A 19,358-nucleotide genomic window follows, 5' to 3' on the forward strand; every position below is an offset into this window, starting at 1 on the left:
TAGGCGGCCTTCGGCTGGGTTTTCGCGGTTTGCTTGAGCGCGGCGATGCGCGGATCTTCGCGGTCTTCCGCGTCGTCCCTTTTTTGATAGGACACCTGATCTTTAGGGCGATCGGAACAACCTGTGTCGTCGCAGATCCGTACCGTGCCGGCGGTAACCGACGGATCCTGCGCGCACGCGGCCAACAGCAACAGCAGCCCCGGTGCGAGTAAACGGCGATACATTGGTACTTTCCTCAAGTTTTATTGGCGCCGCAATTCTTCGAGCTATCCCATCCCCGCGAGCGTTTACCCGGTTGCGCGCGGCGCAGCGGATACAATCCGCGCACGCCGACACGCTGCCAAGGCTCTCTCAGGTTCTCTCTTCGAATCGTTCCGTCACTGCTTCATTGCTGCCGCCCTGCGCTGATCCGACTGTGCCGGCATCGATCTCCAAACATGACGCAGCAAACAATAGTGACGTGGTGAGCAATAATAATGGAGAAAAATGGCATGTCAAGGGCATTCGCGTGTTTGAAGTTTGCGTAGCGCGTCAGCTTTGATATGCTCTTCCTCGCCAAAACCCCTGGAGACCCCATCGAGATGTCCACCACCGAGCAGGCCAACGTCGATCTCATCACCGCCAACAAGGTGCGCGATCTCCTGAACCGGAACGGCATTCCGCCGCGAAGTCACAACACGACGATCGCGAACGTGCTCGGTCTGAGCTTCTCGGTCGTCACGCGCAAGATGAAAGGCCTGATCCCGTGGAACCTGTCGCAGTTGCAGGACATCGCGACGCACTTCGGCGTGCCGCCCGCGATCCTGCTCGACGACAAGGGCACGCAGCCGGCCGCGGCGGAGATGATCGACGCGACGTTCGTGATCGAATCGAAACGCTTGCGCTGCCGCGCCGCGATCTCGACGAAGGCCACCAGCCAGATCGAAACGGATTTCGTCGCGCTGCAATGGCAGGGCGAATGGATCGTCACCGAACGCGAGTACGCGCGCGAGGGCCGCACGTATCCGGTCGACGTGATCGAGCTGCGCTCGGCGCAGCCGAACGTGTATGCGGCGCGGATCGCCGTGGTCGACGATTCGCACGACGTCGCCGAAACGGTCTGCGAATATTTCATCGAGAAAGGCGTGAACGCGATTCCGTACTTCGACGGCGCGAGCTTCCGCAAGGCGCTGGAAGTCGAGGATTTCGACGGCTACATCCTCGACTGGATGCTCGGCGACCAGACGGCCGCCGAACTCGTGCGCAGCATCCGCACGAGCGAGAACAGCGGCGCACCGATCTTCCTGCTGACCGGCAAGATCTCGACCGGCGAAGCGAGCGAGGACGAGATCGCGCACATCGTGTCGCACTACAACGCGCGCTGCGAAGAAAAGCCGGTGCGCCTGCCGATCCTGTTCGCGGAAGTCGCCCGCGAACTGAAACTCACGCTGCCGGCCGCGGCGGCCACGAACTGAGAACCGGAAACCGACGCCGGGAAACGACAACCGGCTACACCAACCATCAGACCGAGGGGAAAGACATGCGCATTTCAACCATCTGGACCAAAAGCCTGCTGACGGCCTGCCTGCTCGGGATGGCCGCCGCGGCATGGGCCGCTTCGTCGTTCACGTTCACCGTCGACGGCAAGATCAGCAAGAGCAACCAGCAGGGGAAGACGGCCTACGTCTTTTCCGAGCAGGCGCTGATGGCGCTGCCGCAGCATACGATCGTCACGTCGACGAGCTGGACGCCGAAGGCGACCTTCACCGGCCCGCGCCTGTCCGACGTGCTGAAGACGGTCGGCGCGCAAGGCACGCAGATCGAATTCCGCTGCATCGACGAATACACGTTCACGATTCCCGTCTCCGACGCCGACAAGTACGGCGTGATCCTCGCACGGACGATGAACGGCAAGGTGCTCGGCAACGACAACTACGGCCCGCTGTGGATCATGTATCCGCGCGATCAGTATCCCGACGAGCTGAAAACGCCGCTCGGCGAAGCCAAGTTCGCATGGCAGATCATCGGTCTGACCGTGAAGTGAAATGACGCGGCGGCGATGGAAAAATAGAAAAATCATCCTGGTCCTCGGCTCGCTGTGGATCATGGGATTCGCCGCGTGGGCGTTCCTGCTGTGGGATCTCCTCGCCACCTCGGTCAACGAGGGCGTGCTCGAGGGGCCGCGCGAAGGCGTGTTCTGGACCGCCGCGCAGTACCGCAACGTCTACACGCGCTTCGACCGGCAATTGATCCTGTACGCGACGCACGAGGACGAAGACTTCGATCACGTACAGATGCAGCTCGACAGCCTGTCGGTGTCGTTCGGATTCCTGCAGCGGCCGTCCGAAGTGTCCGAATACTGGCTGCGCATTCCGCGCGCGCGCAACGAGATCGACGCGCTCGGCGAATTCATGACGCGCCTGAAGCGCGAGGTGCCGCCGTTGCGCGACGCGCCGACGCAGGCGCGGCAGGTAATCGACGAAGTCAATGCGTACTGGCCGAAGGTCAACGGCCTCGCGAACTACTTCCGCGCGATCGAAATGGCGCAGCGCGATTTCACGTTCCATCAATTGAAGGACAAGCAGCGCGCGATCCTGATCCTCGGCATCGTGCTCGGCGTGATTCTCTGCGCGTTGTTCCTGCTGCTGCTCTATACGATGCGCACGCGCGACGACCTGCTCGAACGGCAACACGCGGCGCTCGACGCGGAACGCAAGGCGTCCGACCGCGCGTTCGAGATGATCGAGGCGAAGAACGCGTTCCTCGGAATGGTCAGCCACGAGCTGCGCACGCCGCTGCAGGCGATCTGCGGATCGATCGAGATCCTGCTCGCGCGAGCGCAGTCCGACGCGAACCTGAAGACGATCCGGCGGCTACAGAATTCGGCGCTGTCGCTCGAAGCGCTCGTCAAGGATCTCACCGACTACATCAAGCTGCGCTCGACGAAGCGCATCGCCGAACTGGATACCGTCGGCGTCGCGCCGCTGCTTGCCGAAGTGCTCGAACCGCTGCGCGAGAAGATCGTGGCGAAACGGATCTCGGTCACGCAGCTCGTCGAGCCGCCCGGCCTCGCGATCCGCTCCGATCGCAAGCTGCTGCGGCAGGTGCTGTCGAACCTGATCGAGAACTCGGTCAAGTACACGGTCGGCGGCTCGATCACGGTGGCGATCACGCTCGCCGATGCGCCGGCCGGCCAGCAGGTGAGGATCGCCGTACGCGACACCGGCGCCGGCATCGCGAAGCAGCATCTGTCGAAAATCTTCGAGCCGTTCTATCGCGCGAACGACGCGGTCGGACTGCACGTCGACGGGATCGGCATGGGGCTCGCGGTCGTGCGCGAGATCGTGACGACGCTGCGCGGGCATGTGGACGTGCGCAGCGTGGTCGGCGAAGGCAGCGAGTTCGTCGTGACGCTGCCCGTCGAAGTACCCGGCGTCGATACGGGCGCGGGCGGCAGCGCGGCCGACATGCCCGCGCTGCCGCCGGTGCTGGCGCACCTCGGGCGGCGCGCACTGGTGGTCGACGACAACGACAACGCGCGCGAAACGCTCGGCGCGATGCTGTCGGCGCTCGGCATCGAGGCCGATCTGTGCGGCACCGGACAGGAAGGTGTCGCGCGCTTCGGAACGGGCCGCTACGACCTCGTCGTGCTCGATCTCGAACTGCCGGACCTGAGCGGATTCGACGTGGCGCGGCGCATTCGCGCGGTGGCGGAACCCGACGACGACGGCCGGCATCCGGCTATCCTCGGCGTCAGCGCGTATGAATCGGCAGCGCTGCGCGAAAACCAGCGGGTGTTCGACGCGTTCCTGCCGAAGCCGGTTCACCTGCGCGAACTCGGCGCGCTCGTCGAGAAGCTGCTCGCCTGAGCCGCGCCAACGCGGCATCGCGCGTTCGCCGCTTTGCCCTGCTACGCGCCTACTCGCCGATCAGATGCAGCACGACGTCGCGCCGGTGCGCCGCGCGACGATGCTCGAACAGATAGATCCCCTGCCACGTGCCGAGCACCATGCGCCCGTGCTCGACCGGAATCGACACTTGCACCTGCGTGAGCGCCGTGCGCAGATGCGCGGGCATGTCGTCGGCGCCTTCGGTGTCGTGCTCGTAGCGCGTGTCGTCCTCGGGCGCGAGCGTCGCGAAATAGCGTTCGATATCGCGCTGCACCGACGGATCCGCGTTCTCCTGGATCAGCAGCGACGCCGACGTATGACGGCAGAACACGGTGAGCAGGCCGGTGCGGATCGCCTGCTGGTCGACGAACGCTCGTACTTGCGGCGTGATTTCGACGAGGCCGCTGCCGCGCGTATCGACGCCGACGTGCGTGATGCCCTGCTGCATTGCCATGATCTCAGCCCAGCGCGGCGAAGCCGTCGGCTTCGATCTGCTTCGCGTCGGCGGGGCGCACGACCCGCGCGACTTCGACCCCATCGCGCAGGAATACCAGCGTCGGCCACAGCTTCACGCCGAACGAGCGGCCGAGCGGACGGCCGGGGCCGTCCTCGATCTTCAGGTGCCGCACGGCAGGATGCTCGGAGAACGACGCCGTGATCGCGGGCTGCGCGCCTGCGCATATCCCGCACCAGTTCGCGCCGAATTCGATGACGGTTGCGCCGCTCAATGCGTCGACTTCCGCGCGGGTCGGCGCGTTGGCGGTGTAGCGTTGCTCGGTGTCCATCAGGCCCTCGTGTGCGTTGGCAGAACATGACTGCACGCGCCAGCGCAACGCAGGCGAGTACAGCCTTCGATTTCTTACTGTAGCGGAAAAGCCCGCGCACTGCCGGCCGGTCCGGGCGGGCGGCACCGCGCCTTTGCGTACCTTTCGGAATGACACGACAAGATTCGGAGCGCCGCGCCGTCGCGACGGGATCAGCATGTGAACCGATCCCGTCAACGAAGGACTCAACCATGAATGCGCCGCATTGCGTCACCGAACCAAACATTCTCTACTTCGGCACGCCCGTCGTGCTGGTCAGCACGCTGAACGAAAACGGCACGGCCAATCTCGCACCGATCTCGTCCGCGTTCTGGCTCGGCTGGCGCGGCGTGATCGGAATCGCCGCCAGCTCGCAGACCACCCACAACCTGTTACGCACCGGCGAATGCGTGCTGAACCTGCCATCGTCGGCGCAGGCGGACGCGGTCGACCGTATCGCGCGCACGACGGGCACGTACCCGGTGCCCGATGGCAAGCGCGCGAAGGGGTACGTATTCGAACCCGACAAGTTCGGCACGGCTGGGCTGGCCGAAACGGCATCGCAAACCGTCGCGCCGCCGCGCGCGCTCGAATGTCCTGTGCATCTGGAGGCGGTCGTCGCGGCCACGCACGGGATCGGCGACGACATGCCCGACTTGCGCGGCCGCATCCGCGTGTTCGAGCTGCGCATCCAGCGCGTGCACGTGCATCCCGACCTGCTGATGGACGGTCATCCGGACCGCATCGATCCGGACAAGTGGTCGCCGCTGATCATGAGCTTCCAGAAGTTCTATGGGCTGGCGCCGCGACAGGTGCATGCGTCGCGGCTCGCCGAGATTCCCGAACTCGCGTATCGCAGCCCCGACATCGAGCGCTCGCGCGACGCGGGCATGCTGACCGGTACTGGGCGGTAATGAAGCGCGCGCGCGAATTCCGGTGAATCCGACACGCCGCCCTGCTTCCGCACACGTGGCCGATACCGCTGCGCCGGCCCAGCACCCTTTCACACGGCCGACCCGATGCATCGCCGTGCTGATCGCGCAGATAGACACAGCGATCGTAATCTCGCGATCGAACCGATGGCACGCGTTCGGCGCCCGCGTCGGCGCGCTGCGACTTGGCGCGGCACCGCCCTACGCGCCGCCCTCCCGCACCGCTTCCGCATGGATGACATGACCCACCTGAAGCACTCGATTCGACGCGTACGGGCAGCGCACCGACACATCATGGATCGGAAACCGGCCAGCGCATGCAACGCCGGCTCTGAGCATCGGTTCAGCTGTAGCTGGCCACCGCGGCCGACGCCCTTGACATCCTGCGCCTTGTAGCTCAGGCGCCGGCAGGTATGCGCCGCTGCGGCCGAATCTGCCGGGAAGGCGGGCGCGGTGGACCTGGCCGACTTGCCGGTCAGCTACTCAACGAAGCGCAGGCCAAGGCGCTGTTCACCCGCGTTGGCATCATGTCCGTCCGCGAGCGCGTCGTCCGGACTACAACGCGATGGGTGTCACGCTCGGCCGGCATCCGCTCGCGCTGTTGCGCGTTCGCCCGACACGGTGCCGACGACCGCGACAGAGTTTTGCTAGCCGACTCTACACACCGGCTCGCCGGCATACACGTCAATGCTGGCGGCCATCTTTGCGTCTACGGCGCTGACGTGATGATGGCTCGACTACGGACGTCGATAAACGAGGTGAGTCCAAGCGGATTTTTAACGCCTATGCCGTGAGCCGGGGGCGCATACGCGGAACACGTTCGTCATCGAAAAAAACATCAGACAAATCAATAACCCTGCCGCCGCGCAACACTTGTTGACCTTCCTTTCCTTTCAAATGATAATGCGTCGCGTTACGGAATTACGAACTATTACATACGACAGGGTGGACGATGAGACGAGTATTGCAACCGGCACGACGAGCCGTTCTGGCCGCCGTCGCGTGCCAGCCGATCATGGTGGGTGCGGTCTTCGCAGAGGAAAGCGCGCCGACGCCGGCGAGCCCAGCGGCCGACGTGCTGCCGGCCGTGTCCGTCAGTGCGAGTTCGATTCGCGATCCGGGAGAAGGCTACAACCCGTCCAGCGCAGCCAGCGCGACCAGGATCGATGCGCCGCTGCGCGATATCCCGCAGACGGTCAACGTGGTCACGGCCGAAGTGATGCGCGATCAGCACGCCAACTCGTTGCAGGACGTGCTGAAGAACGTGGCCGGGGTTGGCTTCTCGACCGGCGACGGTCAGCGCGACCAGGTGACCATCCGTGGCTTCTCCGCGATCGCCGACCAGTTCGTCGATGGCATTCGCGACGATGCACTGTATTTCCGCGATCTCTCGAACGTCGATCGAGTCGAGGTCGTCAAGGGCCCCGCCGCCGTTCTTTATGGCCGAGGTTCTTCAGGTGGACTAATTAATCGCGTGACGAAAAAACCCGGCGTCGACGTCACCAATCTCGGCATCAGCTACGGTTCGTGGGCCGATCGTCGAGTCGAAGCCGATGTCGGACGGGTGTTCGCGAACGGCGCGGCCGCATTCCGGATAACCGGCGCGCACGAGGAGGCCAAGAGCTATCGCTCGCAGCAGTTTCTGAATCGCACGGCAGTCGCGCCGTCGTTCGAATTTCGCATCGCGCCCAAGACGACCGTGTTGCTGCAAGCCGACTACCTCGAAGATCGTCGTGTGACGGACTTCGGCATCCCGGCCTACAAGGGACGACCGGTCGACGTGCCGGCATCCGCATATTACGGTGCGGCGAACGCCGGCGAGGTGGACTACACGCGCTCGCGTGTCTACTCGAGCACCGCCACGATCAAGCACGAGTTCAACGAGCAGTGGTCGATCCGCAACGCCACTCGCTACTACCACTATTCGCTCGACCGGAACAACACGCTCGTCGGCAGCGTCAACGAAGCGAACCGGACCTTTACGCTGAATCACGGCAACGTCTATCGTGAGGAACACGGCTGGTTCAACCAGACCGATCTTACGCAAAAGGCCACGCTGTTCGGCATGAAGCACGAGTTGCTGTACGGGATGGAATTCGGCCAGCAGAACAAGGATCTCGTCAATTATTCCGCTCCCGTCACCGGCGCGAACGGAAAGCCGATGAACTTCGACCTGTTCACGCCGGCCTTGCCGACGCTGCCGCTCCACACGTCGTCCACGCCGGCCGCCAACAACCTCGGCATCTTCAAGACGCTGGGGTTCTACACGCAGGACTTGATCAGCTTCAACGATCAGTGGAAGGCGCTGCTCGGCATCCGCTACGATCGCTTCGAGCAGGAAACGATCGACCGACGTCCCAAGCAGCCGGGGCTGTCGCGTACGGACACGGCATGGAGCCCACGCCTGGGCCTGGTTTGGCAGCCGACCACGACGCAGTCGTATTACGTGTCGTGGAGCCGCTCCTTCCAGCCTTCCGGCGAGGCGTTTTCGCTGGCGGCCAACAATGCGGAACTCGCTCCGGAAACCACGACCAACACCGAGATCGGCGCGAAGTACGACTGGCTTGGCGGCAAGGCCACCACGACGATATCCGTATTCCGGCTGGATCGCAGCAACATCAAGGTCGCCAATGCGACCAGCACGGCACTGATTCCGATCGGTGAGCAGCGGACCGACGGTATGGAACTCAGCGGGGCCGCGGAACTCGGCCACGGCTGGCGCGTTTTGGCAGGCTATGCGTACCTGGATGCGACCGTCACCAAGTCGACCGCGGCGTTGCAGGACAAACGCGCAACGCTCACTCCGCGCCACTCCGGCAACCTGTGGCTGACCAAGAATCTCGGCAGCGGCTTCGGCGTCGGCGGCGGCCTGAACTTCGTCGGCGCGCGCATGGCCGATCCGCAGAACACTGTGACCTTGCCGGGCTACGTGACGGCCGACATGATGGCCTGGTACGCGCACGGGCCGATGTCGCTCCAGTTGAACCTCTACAACCTGTTCAACAAGGGCTATATCGTTTCGGCACACGGCTCGAGCCCCAACCTCAACATGCCGGGGGCGCCGCGCAGCGTCATGGCAACGTTGCGGTACGAGATGTAGAACCCGAACGTGCCCAACGGGGAATGATGGTGCGGCTGGGCGCGACATCCGATCGCGAGCAAGCTCGTCGACCGAAACGAGCGCCTCGGGGGCGCTGCCTGCAACGTCGAGGGCGTTTTGTTGACGCGCTCTACACGCCGGCTCGCCACCGCGGCGACCGAGCCGGCTCAGCCGGGACGCATGCGATCAAGCTCCTCGACGGAAATTGAAACGACTTCGAGGAGGTGCCGGACAATGTCCTCGGCGGACATTCCGGCTTCGCCATATTCGCGAACGTCCATATGGCGGAGTTGATACGAGCCATGCTCTCCGTTCACGATGTAAATCGTAGCTTCCGCGTCACCCGGCGTAAAAACGACTTGAATCGTCGTATTGCTCACGATCGCTTGCATGCTTATTGCGCCCATCGTGTCCTCCGGTCGCGCCTCGGGTACGTAGTATGCTCCATCGTCCAGGAGATTATTTCGCGAATTGGGCTTGGCATTCGCAATGCGCTGCGAGCTCGGTGACGCCGAAGAGTGCACCGTAGCTGATCAGATAACATACGGTCGGTCACCTCGACCTATGATCAAACCCCCAACCGACCGAGTGCTTCAAGTGATTCGACCGACCCCAGTATTCAAGGACAACCTCGCGCAACTGCCGGCCATCGACGGCATCGCGCACATCGATCTCGTCGGCGCGAACGGCGACGTGGTCGCGACCATCGAGAACCAGCCGGGCAAGCAGGGCTCGCTCGCGGTGTACCACTATCTGAAGCAGGCATTCGGCTCCCTCGACGCGAAAGCGGCCGAACACGGCCTCGCGGTGTTCGCCGAGCATACGGCCGACGCGCGCAATCGTCCGGGCGCGCACCCGAACGTCGATCGGCTGCTGGCGATCGTCGGCGGCGGCGAAGCGCTGCGCATCGACATCGTCGCGAAAGGCTGAGCTACGCAGCGATCCGGCACGCCGCCGCTTCTTGCTGCGGGGCGCGCCGGACCGCTGCGCGCCCGGCTGTGCCACACGAAAGCAGCCCCACCGTGCCCGAGGCCGAGCGACACCGAGGCCCGACCGCATCACACCGGAATCGCCCGACTTCGGCCCTTCACCGGTCAGCAGTTCAACCGGCACACGATCCCGATGCCGTCACCCGGCGTTGCCGGGAATTCGCGCGATCCCCCTTCCGAAACCGGCCCGTCTCCGAGTCTCGACGCAGGCCCCACTAGGCGAGCGAACGTGATCGCCGGCGGGATCTCGCGCCGCACTTAATCCGTGCGCAGAGGATCCGCGTTCCGGGCAGCACGCCGCCAGTGCCGCCCCCTTTGTCGCGTCGAGCGCTGACGAACCTCTCCAATGCCGCGCCGAAGCAGGCCGGACACCGCATTCGCGGCATTTCGCGCGTGCTGGCATACATATTGCCAACAACGACCCTGACGCCGCGACGCGGCGCCTCGCGATGTTCCGACCGATCCCGCCGGTGTCCGACCGGCAATTCGCAGAGGTCTTCACCATGACGCGTTTGCGCACCTCCCTGCAGAGCGGCAACTGGCGCTCGCTGCTCGCGTGCTTCCTGTATTTCGATACCGGCTTCACGGTCTGGGTGCTGTACGGCCCGCTCGCGCCGTTCATTGGCAAGGACATCGCGATGTCCGCCGCACAACAGGGCTTTCTCGTCGCGGTGCCGGTGCTCGCGGCGGCCATCCTGCGTGTGACGCTCGGCAACCTGTACCAGTCCGCAAACGGGCGCAGCATCGCGCTGATGGGCGTCGTGCTGTCGGCGCTGCCGTCCGTCGTGTTGCCGTGCGTGCCCGGCACGCCGTCGTATGCGCTGCTGCTCGTCCTCGGCGTGTTCCTCGGCATGGGCGGCGCCAGTTTCGCGGTGGCGCTGCCGATGGCGGGCAGCAGCTATCCGCCGAAGGTGCAGGGGCTCGTGCTCGGCCTCGCCGCGGCGGGCAACATCGGCGCGGTCCTCGACGGCTTCATGTTTCCGCACATCGCGGCGGCAGTCGGCTGGAAGCTGTCGACGGCCGCCGCACTGCCGCTGCTCGCGACCGCGGGCGTCGCGATCGTCACCTGGGCCGACGACCGCGGCGAGAAGTCCGGCAGCGTGCCACGCGCGCTCGGCGCATTCGCGATCACGCTCGTCGGCCTCGTCGCGCTCGTGCTGGCCGTGCACGGCGGGCTGTTCGGCGTCGGCAAGACCGGCGTCCTGCTGTTGCCGGTGATGGGCGCGCTGCTCGCGATCGCGATCCTGCCCGCCCGCTATCGCGCGGTGCTCGCCGAGCGCGACACGTGGGTCATCATGCTGATCTACAGCATCACGTTCGGCGGCTTCGTCGGCATGTCGTCGTATGTCACGCTGCTGCTGACGTCGCTGTACCAGATGCCGAAGATCAACGCCGGCCTGTTCATGTCGCTGCTCGCGTTCCTCGGCGCGATCGTGCGGCCGCTCGGCGGCTTCATCGCGGACCGCGTCAGCGGCGTGCGCGCGCTGATCGTGCTGCTCACCGCGATCGCCGTCGCCGATTTCGCGTTCGCAGCGCATGCGCCGCGCTCGTGTTGCTGCGCACGCAATGGCTCGCGTGGGCGATGCCCGCCGATGCGCGCGCGGCCGGCGTACCGGCCGTGCCGGCGCCCGGCATGACGCACGTCGCCGAGTGAGAGCCGCGGCCGGCGCGATCGCGAAGCCATACCGCGCCGGCCGTCTCTCGCGTCACGGTTGACTGCCCGCGACGGCGTTCCTAAACTGATCTCCCTTTCACGCCTCGTCGGCGAAAGGGTTTCCCGTGATCGATCTCTCCACGCTCGTGCTGTTCTCCGGCGCGTGTCTCGCGCTGACCGCCACACCCGGCCCCGACATGCTGCTGATCGCGTCCCGCAGCGTGAGCCAGGGCCGCCGCGCCGGCTTCGCGACGCTCGCGGGCATTCAGGCCGGCACCTACTGCCATGCGCTCGCGGCGGCGCTCGGGCTGTCGCAGCTCTTCGTCGCGGTGCCGCTCGCGTATGACGTCGTGCGCTTCGCGGGCGCTGCGTATCTGCTGTATCTCGCGTGGAAAACGTTCCGTTCGGATGCAACCACGCTGTCGCCCATCGCGTCGCAACGTCGCCGTTCGACCGCGGTGATCTTCCGCCAAGGGCTGACGACCAACCTGCTGAACCCGAAGATGGCGCTGTTCGTCCTCGCGCTGTTTCCGCAGTTCGTGCGGCCCGATCACGGCTCGATCGCCGTGCAGATTCTCGTGCTTGCGACCGTGCTCAACCTGATCGGGATCGTCGTGAACGGCGCGGTGATTCTCTCCGCGAGCCGGCTGAGCCGGCGGATCGGCGCGCGCCGCCGGCCATCGAAGGTGCCGCAATATCTGCTCGGCACGGTGTTCGTCGGTCTCGCCGCGCGGCTCGCGGTGGCGGGGCGCCACTGACGCAGGCAGCAGAGAGGTGATGACGCGGGCATATCAGCCGCCACCGTGCGCCGCCACTGCTTCACGTGCGCGGGCGCGCAGGCACCGAAGCCTTCAGCGCGTCGCGCCCAGCGCCACGCGCAGCCGTTCCATCAGTTGCGTGTAATGGCGCAGCACGTCGTCCCTGGGCATGACATTCGCGGTCGAGAAACGCTCGGACCACGCCGGCTTCCATTCATACGAACCGTGCACACTGCGGTCGCCGTCGGGCGCGTGGATCAGCGAGCGGATCCGCGCGTCGCGGCCAGGCCCCGTATGCATCTCGAACAGCGCATGGATGAACGTGTGATACGCGTCGTATACATCGTCGTCGAACAGGTAGCGGTAGATGTGGAACGTGCGGTCGAGGTCGCGCTTCGCGCGGATCACGTCGTCCGGCGAGATGTCCTTCCAGTAGCCGATCCACGTATAGAAGCACAGCAGCGCATTGAGCTGCGGCGCGACCGTGTCGTACAGCGCGAGCCGCTTCTCGATCAGCCGCTGGTTGGTCCACTGTACGAGTTCGAGCCGCTTCAGCCGGCGCGCGACGAGCCAGCCGAGACACGCGACCGACAACGGTGTCAGCGCGCCAAGCACGAGCTTGACGATTTCCAGCGAATTCCACGGCGTATTGAATGGCTGCATGTAAGGCTCGACAGGAAGAAACGCATTCGCTCCGACGTATGACCGGCGCGCCGCGCCGTTTGGCCGATCGCGTCGGCATTGACCGTTAGTTGCTTGCACATCGAACAATGCGCGGCCACACGAACAATCCGTGCGACGCGACTCACCCCATCAGTTTATCCGGCGATTGTCACCGCGCGATGACCGCGCTTCGACGCGCCGCCGCGTGGTCGCATAGAGTCAGGTCGGGAGCGCCGACGTGAGCTTGACCTTCTGCATCGGAATGTCGGTCTTCACGCTGAGCACGCCTGGAATGCGCGTCAGGTATTCCATCTGGAAACGCCGGTAATCGTCAATGTCGGCCGCGACGACGCGCAGCAGGAAATCGCAGTCGCCTGCCATCAGGTGGCATTCGACGACTTCCGGCATCTGCTGGACGGCCTCGGCGAAACGGTTCACCGATTCCGCGTCCTGTCCCTTCAGCCATACGCGCGTGAAGATCGTCAGCCCCTTGCCGACCTTCGCCGGGTTCAACACGGCCACGTATTTCTCGATCACGCCGGCTTCCTCGAGAAGCCGCACGCGCCGCAGGCACGGCGACGGCGACAACCCGACCTCGTGCGCCAGCTCCACGTTCTGCATGCGGCCGTCGCGCTGCAGCGCGCTCAGGATCCGGCGGTCGATGGCATCCAGTTTCATTTGGCATCCGATTCCAAAAAAATCATGTATCAAGCGTTCGATGCCAAATTCTGCGAAATATCTGGCGACAACGCAATCCGATTCGAGTCAAAAAAGCAGACAATCCCTCCCCCGAAGGAGGAGTGATGAGCAGTAGCGTTTCAACGTCGTCCGGGCTTCGCGACAAGCCCGCGTATCTTGCCGAGATGGGTCGCGGGTTGCGCGCGGCGCTGCCCGTCATGCTGGGTTTCGTGCCGTTCGCGCTCGTGCTGGGCGCACAGGCGGCGCAAAAGGGGCTGAGCCTGTTCGAGGTGCCGATGATGACGGGCCTGAACTTCGGCGGCGGCTCCGAATTCGCGGCGATCCATCTGTGGACATCGCCGCCGCACATCGCGCTGATCGTCGCGATGTCGTTCCTCGTCAATTCGCGCCACATCCTGATGGGCGCCGCGTTCGAGCCGTATATCCGGCGCCTGCCGCGCCGCCGTGCGTTCCTCGCGCTGTTCTTCATGTGCGACGAGAGCTGGGCGATGTCGCTCGCCGACGCGCGCTCGCGCTCGGCCGCGCACATCAGCGTCCCTTACTACGCGGGCGTGTGCTCGGGGCTCTACCTGACGTGGATCTCGATGACCACGCTCGGCGCGGCGGTCGGCCCGACGATCGGCAACGTCGAACAATACGGCTTCGACATGGCGTTCACGGCCGTGTTTCTGGTGCTGCTGCGCGGCATGTGGAAAGGCGTGCGCGCGAGCCGCCCATGGTTCGTGAGCCTCGTCGTCGCGGCGGCCACCCATCTCGCGCTGCCCGGCGCGTGGTATGTCGCCGCCGGCGCATGCGCGGGGCTGATCGCCGCGCTGCTGTGGGAGCCGCGCGATGCCTGAGCTTCCGGATTTCAGCACGGTCGCGACGATCGTGCTGATGGCGTCGACCACCTACCTGTCGCGCATCCTCGGCTACGTGCTGCTGCGCAACCGCACGCTGAGCCCGCGGATGGCGTCGGTCATGGAGAACGTGCCGGGCTGCGTGCTGATCTCGGTGATCGCGCCGGCCTTCGTGTCGACGCGCCCGGCCGATCTGCTCGCGCTCGCGATCACGCTCGTCGCGGCGACGCGCCTGTCGATCCTGCCGACCGTCATCGTCGGCGTCGTGTCGGCCGGCCTGCTGCGCCATCTGCTCGGCTGAGCGGGTCCGGCCGCCACACCGGCAACACACGCGATGCGCCCGTTTCACGTCCGCGCCGACCGGCGCCACGGGCGCGACACGACGATCCGCGCGCCGGAGTGCTAGCCTTGTGGCTTGCGCCATGCCGCACTCCCCTCTCATTGCCCTTCGCGAGGATCGTCCCGATGCCAGAAACCCGCCCGCTGTTCGACCGTGTCCTGCTCACCAACGACGACGGATTCGACGCTCCCGGCCTTGAAATACTCGAACAGGTCGCCACGCAACTCGCGCGAAGTGTGGATCGTCGCGCCGGCCGAAGATCAGAGCGGCACGTCGCACTCGCTGAGCCTGCACGAACCGCTGCGCGTGCATCGCAAGGGCGAGCACCGCTTCGCTGTGCGCGGCACGCCGGGCGATTGCGTCGCGATCGCGGTCAGCCATCTGATGAACGGTGCGCGGCCCGACGTCGTGCTGTCCGGCGTGAATCGCGGCGCGAACCTCGGCACCGAAACGGTGTTTTCCGGCACGGTCGGCGCGGCCATGACGAGCATGCTGGTCGGCGTGCCGGCCATCGCGCTGAGCCAGGCGTTCGCCGATCGCAACGCAGTGCCGTGGAACACGGCGCGCGCGCATGCGCCGGACGTCATCCGCCGGCTCGTCGCCGCCGGCTGGGACAGCGATGCGTGCCTCAACGTGAATTTCCCGGCGCGACCGGCCGGGGACGTACGCGGCCTGAAGGTGACGAGCCAGGGTGCGGGCACGCTGCAGGGCGTCGAGATCGTGTCGGGACGCGATCCGCGCGACATCGAATATCACTGGCTGAAGCTCGCGCGCGCACCGCGCGAGGACGATGCGAATTCCGAAACGGTCGCGCTGGGCGAAGGGTATATCGCGGTCACGCCGCTGAAGTTCGAGCGCACGCACGAGCACGCGCTCGCGCGGCTGCGGTCGAACCTCGGCTGATCGCGCGCGCCTTCGAACGGCCTGGCGGTTGCGCGACATGCGTTGCCTGCGCGCCGCCGCATCCCCGCATCCCCGCATCCCCGCATCGCCGCATCACTGCATCACTGCATCACTGCATCACGTCAGATTCAACCCGCCGTCGAGCATCACGATCTCGCCCGTCACGTAGTCGGAGGCGACGAGCATCGCGACCGTCTGGGCGATATCGTCCGGCGTCGCCGCGCGGCGCATCGGCGCGTGCTCGCGCCAGAGCTGCTGCGCTTGCGTCCAGTCGGCGGTCAGCGGCGTATCGACGAGCCCCGGCGCGACCGCGTTGACGCGAATCGCCGGCGCGAGCGTACGCGCGAGCAGCCGCGTCGTGTGATTGAGCGCGGCCTTCGCGGCCGCATACGGAATCGACGCACCCTTCGGCCGCACACCCGCATGCGAACTGACGTTCACGACGCACCCGGCCCGCCCGTGCGACGCCGCCTCGCGCAGCGCGGCCTGCGCTTCGGCGACGAGCCTGAACGGCGCGATCACGTTGATCTCGTGCATCTCGCGCCACACGTCTGGCGTGGCCGCCGCGAGGTCGTCATGCGGAATCACGCGGCTGGCGCCCGCATTGTTGACGAGCACGTCGAGCCGCCCGTGCACGGCGAGCGCATCGCGGATCAGCCGCACGCGCTGCGCATCGTCTGCGAGATCGGCCTGCACATAGGCCGCGCCGAGTTCACGCGCCATCGCACGCCCGGCGTCGGCCGAACTGCGCGAATGCAGGATCACGGCGTAGCCGTCGGCCGCCAGGCGGCGGGCGACAGCCGCGCCGATCCCCGACGTCGAGCCGGTGACGAGCGCGACCGGCCGGTGCACACGCAACGCGCGCGGCTCGGCGGCAGCTTCGGTGTCGGGAGCCGTTTCGGCAATCGGGGAAGACATCGGCGGGAGCGGCGCGTCCATGGCGTGAACCCTGTCAGTGGCGTTCCCGCATCATAAGCGCGACGGGGCCGCGAGAAGCAAATTCGTCCTTTGGATCACTGCCAACGGTACATGAGCCAGAACACGAAGCCCGCCACGGCCCCCAGGCCCACGAACGCAAGAAACCCGAAAACGACCGCCAAGTCGCCTTTGAAAACATCGTGATCCCGGACGGCGGTGTAAATGAAATAGATGGCAATCCACGTCAACAACCCCGTGACGCTGCCACACAGGCACGATGAAAACACGGACACGCGCCAGTATTTCATGACCAGCAGATATTGCGGGATCCCGAACGCTGCAGTACCGAGGTAGGCGATTGGAACAGAATATTTGAGCGACCCGGGATCGTGGGTCAAACGCGCCCACACCAGGCCGGGCACGAGCGCCGCGAGCGCAAAAGCAAGAAAAGGGATCTGACTCATCGAGGTAGGCGGCACGCTGCTGCAACCCTTCTCCGGAGATGACGTGCAATCGGCCGTCACCGCTGTTTCGGCAGCTCGACGTACTCTTCGAGTTCGCCGGCGATATAAAGCCGCTTGCCGATGCGCGGGTATTCGCATACGTCGTGTTCGAGCCGCTGCCCGCCGACGAGCAACTCCAGCGGCGCATCGCCGGTGTTCTGCACCGTATGCGCTTCGCCGCCGCGCGGAAATCCCAGAAAATCGCCGGGACCGATCTCACTGGCGCGCTCGCCGATCGTCACCGTGCCGGTGCCGGACAGCACGTACACGAATTCTTCTTCGTACAGGTGGCGGTGATATTCGGCCGATTCGTGACCGGGCATCAGCGTGAGCAGATGAACGCCGAATTGCGTCAGGCCGGTCAAGTCGCTGAGTTGTCGCTTCAGACGAACGGCATTGGGATTGAGCGAATGCACCTCGCGCGTCGGTTCCATCTTCGCGATATCGGCGGCTTTCAGCAGTTCCCGGGGAAAGGGAGTCGACATGGGGATCTCGCAAGCGTGAATGCTTCGGTTGAACGCACCGCGCCGACGCGGCCGGTGCAGCGGCTATTGTCCGACATTTTCGCGCTTGCAGACATAACGCAGCCCCGCAGGCCGTGTCGCACCTCATCGCATGCAGTAAAGTTGCATACGCAACCATTTCAACCGCGGACGAAGCGCGACACTCAACCCACGTGTACGCCGCGCAGCTTCGTCAGCAACGCGACGAGACGATCGATGTGTGCATCCTCGGTGCGCCACGACGACACGCTGATCCGGAACGCCGGCCGCCCCTGCCACACGGTCGTGCCGAACCACACGTCGCCCGACGCCTGCGCGGCTTCGACGATCGCCGCCGTTTCCTCGTCGGTGCCGGCGCGCACGAGCACCTGGTTCAGCACGACACGATTCAGCACGTCGTAGCCGGCCGCACGCAGGCCGTCCGCGACGCGTGCCGCCTGCGCGCAATGCCGCTCGACCATCGTCGCCACGCCGGCGCGGCCGAGCGAGCGCAGCGCGGCCCACACGGGAATGCCGCGCGCGCGCCGCGAGAATTCGAGGTTCAGGTTCTTCTGCGCATCCTGCGCGCCGCTCAGATAGACGGCGTCGCTGTTCATCGCGGTGGCGAGCGCGGCCGCATCGCGGCAGATCACCATCGCGCCGTCGTACGGCGTGTTGAGCCATTTGTGGCCGTCGGTCGTCCAGCTGTCGGCACCGTCGATGCCGTCCGTCAGCGTGCGCTTGGACGACGCCCGCGCCCACAGGCCGAACGCGCCGTCCACGTGCACCCACGCGCCGGCCGCCTTCGCGGGCGGAATCAATGCCGCGAACGGATCGAATTCGCCGGTGTTCACTTCGCCGGCCTGCACGCAGAGAATGGTCATGTCGTCGAGCGGCGGCAACTGCGCCGGGTCGATCCGGCCATGCGTATCGACCGGCGCGACGACGATGCGCTTCATCCCGAAGCCGAGTACGCGCAGCGCCTTCTTCACCGTGATGTGCGCGAGCGCGGAGATCACGACTTTCACTTCCGGCGCGCCGATCAGCCCATCCTCGTCGATATTCCAGCCCTTGCGCGCGAGCAGCGCGCGCCGCGCGGCCACCAGCGCGACGAGCGTACAGGCCGTCGCGCTGGTGCCGAAGCCGACCGCGCTGCCTGCGGGCAGCCCGAGCGCATCGACGACCCAACGCGCGGCCTGGCGCTCGAGCGTCGCCGCCACCGGCGAATTCGCATACGACGACGCGCACTGGTCCCACGCGAGCATCAGCCGCTCGGCCGCTGCCGCGGCCGGCAGCGTCGCGCCGATCACGAAGCCGAAGTAATTCGGGCCGTTCGATGCGACCGTCGCGGGCGTGCCGCGCTCGTCCAGCAGGCGCAGCACGTCGTCGGCCGGGCGGCCCACGTCGGGCAGCGGTTCGTCGAACGCGGCGAGACCGGCGAGCGCCGCCGCATCGGGAAACGCGCGCCGCTCGTTCGTTGCGGCCAGATACGCGTGCGCGCGCCGATCGGCGTCGGCCAGCAGTGCAAGTTCGTCCATGTCGGTTGCCTCGGTCAGGGTCAGAGTTTCGAGAGATCACGGCCAAGCTGCTGCAGCGCGCCGTCGATCCGCTTGTAGTACGTGAACTTGCCGACGCGGGTCGCCTGCACGAGCCCTGCGTCCGCGAGGATGCGCATGTGGCGCGTGGTCGTGGCCGGCGCGATGCCGAGCTTCTCGGTGATGTACGTGCAGCACACGCCCAGTTCGTCGAGATCGCCATGCGGTTGCGGCGGGAAATGCTTGCGCGGCTGCTTGAGCCAGCGCAGCACGGCCAGACGGCTTTCGTTGGCCAAGGCGCTGATGCGGGTGACGTCGTCCATGAGGTGCGGGTTCGGTTACGTTTTGAATATTAGCTAAATGACGAAATG

Annotated in this window: 19 protein-coding genes and 3 pseudogenes; 11 read left to right on the plus strand and 11 right to left on the minus strand. The window is 65.7% G+C overall.

What is annotated here, in order from left to right; all coding sequences use genetic code 11:
• A pseudogene (locus WS61_RS08805) lies at nucleotides 1-224 on the minus strand (sel1 repeat family protein); the annotation flags it as partial.
• A 357-nt stretch (nucleotides 225-581) separates the two neighbouring features.
• On the opposite strand from WS61_RS08805, the gene WS61_RS08810 reads away from it, so the two are divergent.
• The 3 genes from WS61_RS08810 (at nucleotide 582) to atsR (ending at nucleotide 3,848) form a co-directional block, all read left to right on the plus strand.
• The gene (locus tag WS61_RS08810; RefSeq protein ID WP_059500121.1) at nucleotides 582-1,454 is read left to right on the plus strand and encodes a helix-turn-helix domain-containing protein; all 873 of its coding nucleotides are present in this window, start codon (nucleotides 582-584) and stop codon (nucleotides 1,452-1,454) included.
• Nucleotides 1,455-1,519: 65 nt separating this feature from the next.
• Complete coding sequence (locus WS61_RS08815) at nucleotides 1,520-2,023, plus strand: molybdopterin-dependent oxidoreductase (protein WP_059500122.1); 504 nt, start codon at nucleotides 1,520-1,522, stop codon at nucleotides 2,021-2,023.
• Between the two features lies 1 nt (nucleotide 2,024).
• Nucleotides 2,025-3,848 carry a hybrid sensor histidine kinase/response regulator AtsR gene (atsR, locus tag WS61_RS08820; protein ID WP_059500123.1) on the plus strand — a complete coding sequence of 608 codons (1,824 nt, stop codon included), beginning with the start codon at nucleotides 2,025-2,027 and terminating at the stop codon, nucleotides 3,846-3,848.
• Between the two features lie 49 nt (nucleotides 3,849-3,897).
• Here the strand turns inward: atsR and WS61_RS08825 are convergent, their stop codons facing one another.
• Both WS61_RS08825 and WS61_RS08830 read right to left on the minus strand, forming a co-directional pair.
• A complete protein-coding gene (locus WS61_RS08825) occupies nucleotides 3,898-4,317 on the minus strand; it encodes a secondary thiamine-phosphate synthase enzyme YjbQ (protein WP_059500168.1) in 420 nt (139 codons plus the stop codon).
• Between the two features lie 10 nt (nucleotides 4,318-4,327).
• The gene (locus WS61_RS08830; RefSeq protein ID WP_059500169.1) at nucleotides 4,328-4,654 is read right to left on the minus strand and encodes a thioredoxin family protein; all 327 of its coding nucleotides are present in this window, start codon (nucleotides 4,652-4,654) and stop codon (nucleotides 4,328-4,330) included.
• A gap of 230 nt (nucleotides 4,655-4,884) precedes the next feature.
• Here WS61_RS08830 and WS61_RS08835 point away from each other — a divergent pair, with 230 nt between their 5' ends.
• The gene (locus WS61_RS08835) at nucleotides 4,885-5,586 is read left to right on the plus strand and encodes a flavin reductase family protein (protein ID WP_059500124.1); all 702 of its coding nucleotides are present in this window, start codon (nucleotides 4,885-4,887) and stop codon (nucleotides 5,584-5,586) included.
• A gap of 970 nt (nucleotides 5,587-6,556) precedes the next feature.
• Nucleotides 6,557-8,704 carry a TonB-dependent siderophore receptor gene (locus WS61_RS08840; RefSeq protein ID WP_059500125.1) on the plus strand — a complete coding sequence of 716 codons (2,148 nt, stop codon included), beginning with the start codon at nucleotides 6,557-6,559 and terminating at the stop codon, nucleotides 8,702-8,704.
• Between the two features lie 167 nt (nucleotides 8,705-8,871).
• On the opposite strand, the gene WS61_RS08845 is transcribed toward WS61_RS08840, so the two are convergent.
• Nucleotides 8,872-9,096: a hypothetical protein gene (locus tag WS61_RS08845; protein WP_059500170.1), complete on the minus strand. Its 225-nt coding sequence runs from the start codon at nucleotides 9,094-9,096 to the stop codon at nucleotides 8,872-8,874.
• Between the two features lie 205 nt (nucleotides 9,097-9,301).
• Between WS61_RS08845 and WS61_RS08850 the strand changes: the two genes are divergently transcribed.
• From WS61_RS08850 to WS61_RS08860, 3 genes and pseudogenes are all read left to right on the plus strand, one after another.
• Nucleotides 9,302-9,634 (plus strand): DUF2322 family protein, encoded by a 333-nt coding sequence (locus WS61_RS08850; protein WP_059500126.1) that lies wholly within the window; start codon nucleotides 9,302-9,304, stop codon nucleotides 9,632-9,634.
• Nucleotides 9,635-10,196: 562 nt separating this feature from the next.
• Nucleotides 10,197-11,237: pseudogene (locus WS61_RS08855) on the plus strand (MFS transporter); the annotation flags it as partial.
• Between the two features lie 235 nt (nucleotides 11,238-11,472).
• A complete protein-coding gene (locus WS61_RS08860) occupies nucleotides 11,473-12,105 on the plus strand; it encodes a LysE family translocator (protein WP_059500127.1) in 633 nt (210 codons plus the stop codon).
• 93 nt (nucleotides 12,106-12,198) lie between these two features.
• Here the strand turns inward: WS61_RS08860 and WS61_RS08865 are convergent, their stop codons facing one another.
• Together WS61_RS08865 and WS61_RS08870 are read right to left on the minus strand one after the other, a co-directional pair.
• The gene (locus WS61_RS08865; protein WP_059500128.1) at nucleotides 12,199-12,768 is read right to left on the minus strand and encodes a hypothetical protein; all 570 of its coding nucleotides are present in this window, start codon (nucleotides 12,766-12,768) and stop codon (nucleotides 12,199-12,201) included.
• A 219-nt stretch (nucleotides 12,769-12,987) separates the two neighbouring features.
• Nucleotides 12,988-13,446 (minus strand): Lrp/AsnC family transcriptional regulator, encoded by a 459-nt coding sequence (locus WS61_RS08870; RefSeq protein WP_006486309.1) that lies wholly within the window; start codon nucleotides 13,444-13,446, stop codon nucleotides 12,988-12,990.
• 125 nt (nucleotides 13,447-13,571) lie between these two features.
• Here WS61_RS08870 and WS61_RS08875 point away from each other — a divergent pair, with 125 nt between their 5' ends.
• The 3 genes and pseudogenes from WS61_RS08875 to surE all read left to right on the plus strand — a co-directional run bounded on the left by WS61_RS08875 (nucleotide 13,572) and on the right by surE (nucleotide 15,549).
• The gene (locus WS61_RS08875) at nucleotides 13,572-14,306 is read left to right on the plus strand and encodes an AzlC family ABC transporter permease (protein WP_059500129.1); all 735 of its coding nucleotides are present in this window, start codon (nucleotides 13,572-13,574) and stop codon (nucleotides 14,304-14,306) included.
• The gene (locus tag WS61_RS08880) at nucleotides 14,299-14,607 is read left to right on the plus strand and encodes an AzlD family protein (RefSeq protein ID WP_059500130.1); all 309 of its coding nucleotides are present in this window, start codon (nucleotides 14,299-14,301) and stop codon (nucleotides 14,605-14,607) included. The genes WS61_RS08875 and WS61_RS08880 overlap by 8 nt, the downstream gene beginning before the upstream one ends.
• Nucleotides 14,608-14,771: 164 nt before the next feature.
• Nucleotides 14,772-15,549 (plus strand): annotated as a pseudogene (gene surE / locus WS61_RS08885) (5'/3'-nucleotidase SurE).
• Nucleotides 15,550-15,666: 117 nt separating this feature from the next.
• On the opposite strand, the gene WS61_RS08890 reads toward surE, so the two are convergent.
• From WS61_RS08890 to WS61_RS08910, 5 genes are all read right to left on the minus strand, one after another.
• Nucleotides 15,667-16,488 carry an SDR family NAD(P)-dependent oxidoreductase gene (locus WS61_RS08890; RefSeq protein WP_059500131.1) on the minus strand — a complete coding sequence of 274 codons (822 nt, stop codon included), beginning with the start codon at nucleotides 16,486-16,488 and terminating at the stop codon, nucleotides 15,667-15,669.
• Between the two features lie 74 nt (nucleotides 16,489-16,562).
• Nucleotides 16,563-16,931, minus strand: a complete 369-nt coding sequence (locus WS61_RS08895; RefSeq protein ID WP_059500132.1) for a hypothetical protein — start codon at nucleotides 16,929-16,931, stop codon at nucleotides 16,563-16,565.
• A gap of 56 nt (nucleotides 16,932-16,987) precedes the next feature.
• On the minus strand, nucleotides 16,988-17,455 hold the full coding sequence (locus WS61_RS08900; protein ID WP_059500133.1) for a cupin domain-containing protein: 468 nt from the start codon (nucleotides 17,453-17,455) through the stop codon (nucleotides 16,988-16,990).
• Between the two features lie 182 nt (nucleotides 17,456-17,637).
• Entirely contained in the window at nucleotides 17,638-18,990 is a 1,353-nt protein-coding gene (locus tag WS61_RS08905) for an aminotransferase class V-fold PLP-dependent enzyme (protein ID WP_059500134.1), read from the minus strand.
• 20 nt (nucleotides 18,991-19,010) lie between these two features.
• Complete coding sequence (locus tag WS61_RS08910) at nucleotides 19,011-19,310, minus strand: helix-turn-helix transcriptional regulator (protein ID WP_059500135.1); 300 nt, start codon at nucleotides 19,308-19,310, stop codon at nucleotides 19,011-19,013.
• Nucleotides 19,311-19,358: the final 48 nt, after the last annotated feature.

Origin of the sequence: Burkholderia sp. ABCPW 11 (genome assembly GCF_001523445.1) — a bacterium.
In the GTDB taxonomy this organism is placed as follows: domain Bacteria; phylum Pseudomonadota; class Gammaproteobacteria; order Burkholderiales; family Burkholderiaceae; genus Burkholderia.

Bases quoted from the DNA above. Each gene is read 5' to 3' on its own strand.
- WS61_RS08810 (WP_059500121.1), top strand. From the start codon at position 582: ATGTCCACCACCGAGCAGGCCAACGTCGATCTCATCACCGCCAACAAG.
- WS61_RS08890 (WP_059500131.1), bottom strand. From the start codon at position 16,488: ATGGACGCGCCGCTCCCGCCGATGTCTTCCCCGATTGCCGAAACGGCT.
- WS61_RS08830 (WP_059500169.1), bottom strand. From the start codon at position 4,654: ATGGACACCGAGCAACGCTACACCGCCAACGCGCCGACCCGCGCGGAA.
- WS61_RS08835 (WP_059500124.1), top strand. From the start codon at position 4,885: ATGAATGCGCCGCATTGCGTCACCGAACCAAACATTCTCTACTTCGGC.
- WS61_RS08880 (WP_059500130.1), top strand. From the start codon at position 14,299: ATGCCTGAGCTTCCGGATTTCAGCACGGTCGCGACGATCGTGCTGATG.
- WS61_RS08910 (WP_059500135.1), bottom strand. From the start codon at position 19,310: ATGGACGACGTCACCCGCATCAGCGCCTTGGCCAACGAAAGCCGTCTG.
- WS61_RS08900 (WP_059500133.1), bottom strand. From the start codon at position 17,455: ATGTCGACTCCCTTTCCCCGGGAACTGCTGAAAGCCGCCGATATCGCG.
- WS61_RS08895 (WP_059500132.1), bottom strand. From the start codon at position 16,931: ATGAGTCAGATCCCTTTTCTTGCTTTTGCGCTCGCGGCGCTCGTGCCC.
- WS61_RS08905 (WP_059500134.1), bottom strand. From the start codon at position 18,990: ATGGACGAACTTGCACTGCTGGCCGACGCCGATCGGCGCGCGCACGCG.
- WS61_RS08840 (WP_059500125.1), top strand. From the start codon at position 6,557: ATGAGACGAGTATTGCAACCGGCACGACGAGCCGTTCTGGCCGCCGTC.
- WS61_RS08845 (WP_059500170.1), bottom strand. From the start codon at position 9,096: ATGCAAGCGATCGTGAGCAATACGACGATTCAAGTCGTTTTTACGCCG.
- WS61_RS08875 (WP_059500129.1), top strand. From the start codon at position 13,572: ATGAGCAGTAGCGTTTCAACGTCGTCCGGGCTTCGCGACAAGCCCGCG.
- WS61_RS08865 (WP_059500128.1), bottom strand. From the start codon at position 12,768: ATGCAGCCATTCAATACGCCGTGGAATTCGCTGGAAATCGTCAAGCTC.
- WS61_RS08815 (WP_059500122.1), top strand. From the start codon at position 1,520: ATGCGCATTTCAACCATCTGGACCAAAAGCCTGCTGACGGCCTGCCTG.
- WS61_RS08825 (WP_059500168.1), bottom strand. From the start codon at position 4,317: ATGCAGCAGGGCATCACGCACGTCGGCGTCGATACGCGCGGCAGCGGC.
- atsR (WP_059500123.1), top strand. From the start codon at position 2,025: ATGACGCGGCGGCGATGGAAAAATAGAAAAATCATCCTGGTCCTCGGC.
- WS61_RS08870 (WP_006486309.1), bottom strand. From the start codon at position 13,446: ATGAAACTGGATGCCATCGACCGCCGGATCCTGAGCGCGCTGCAGCGC.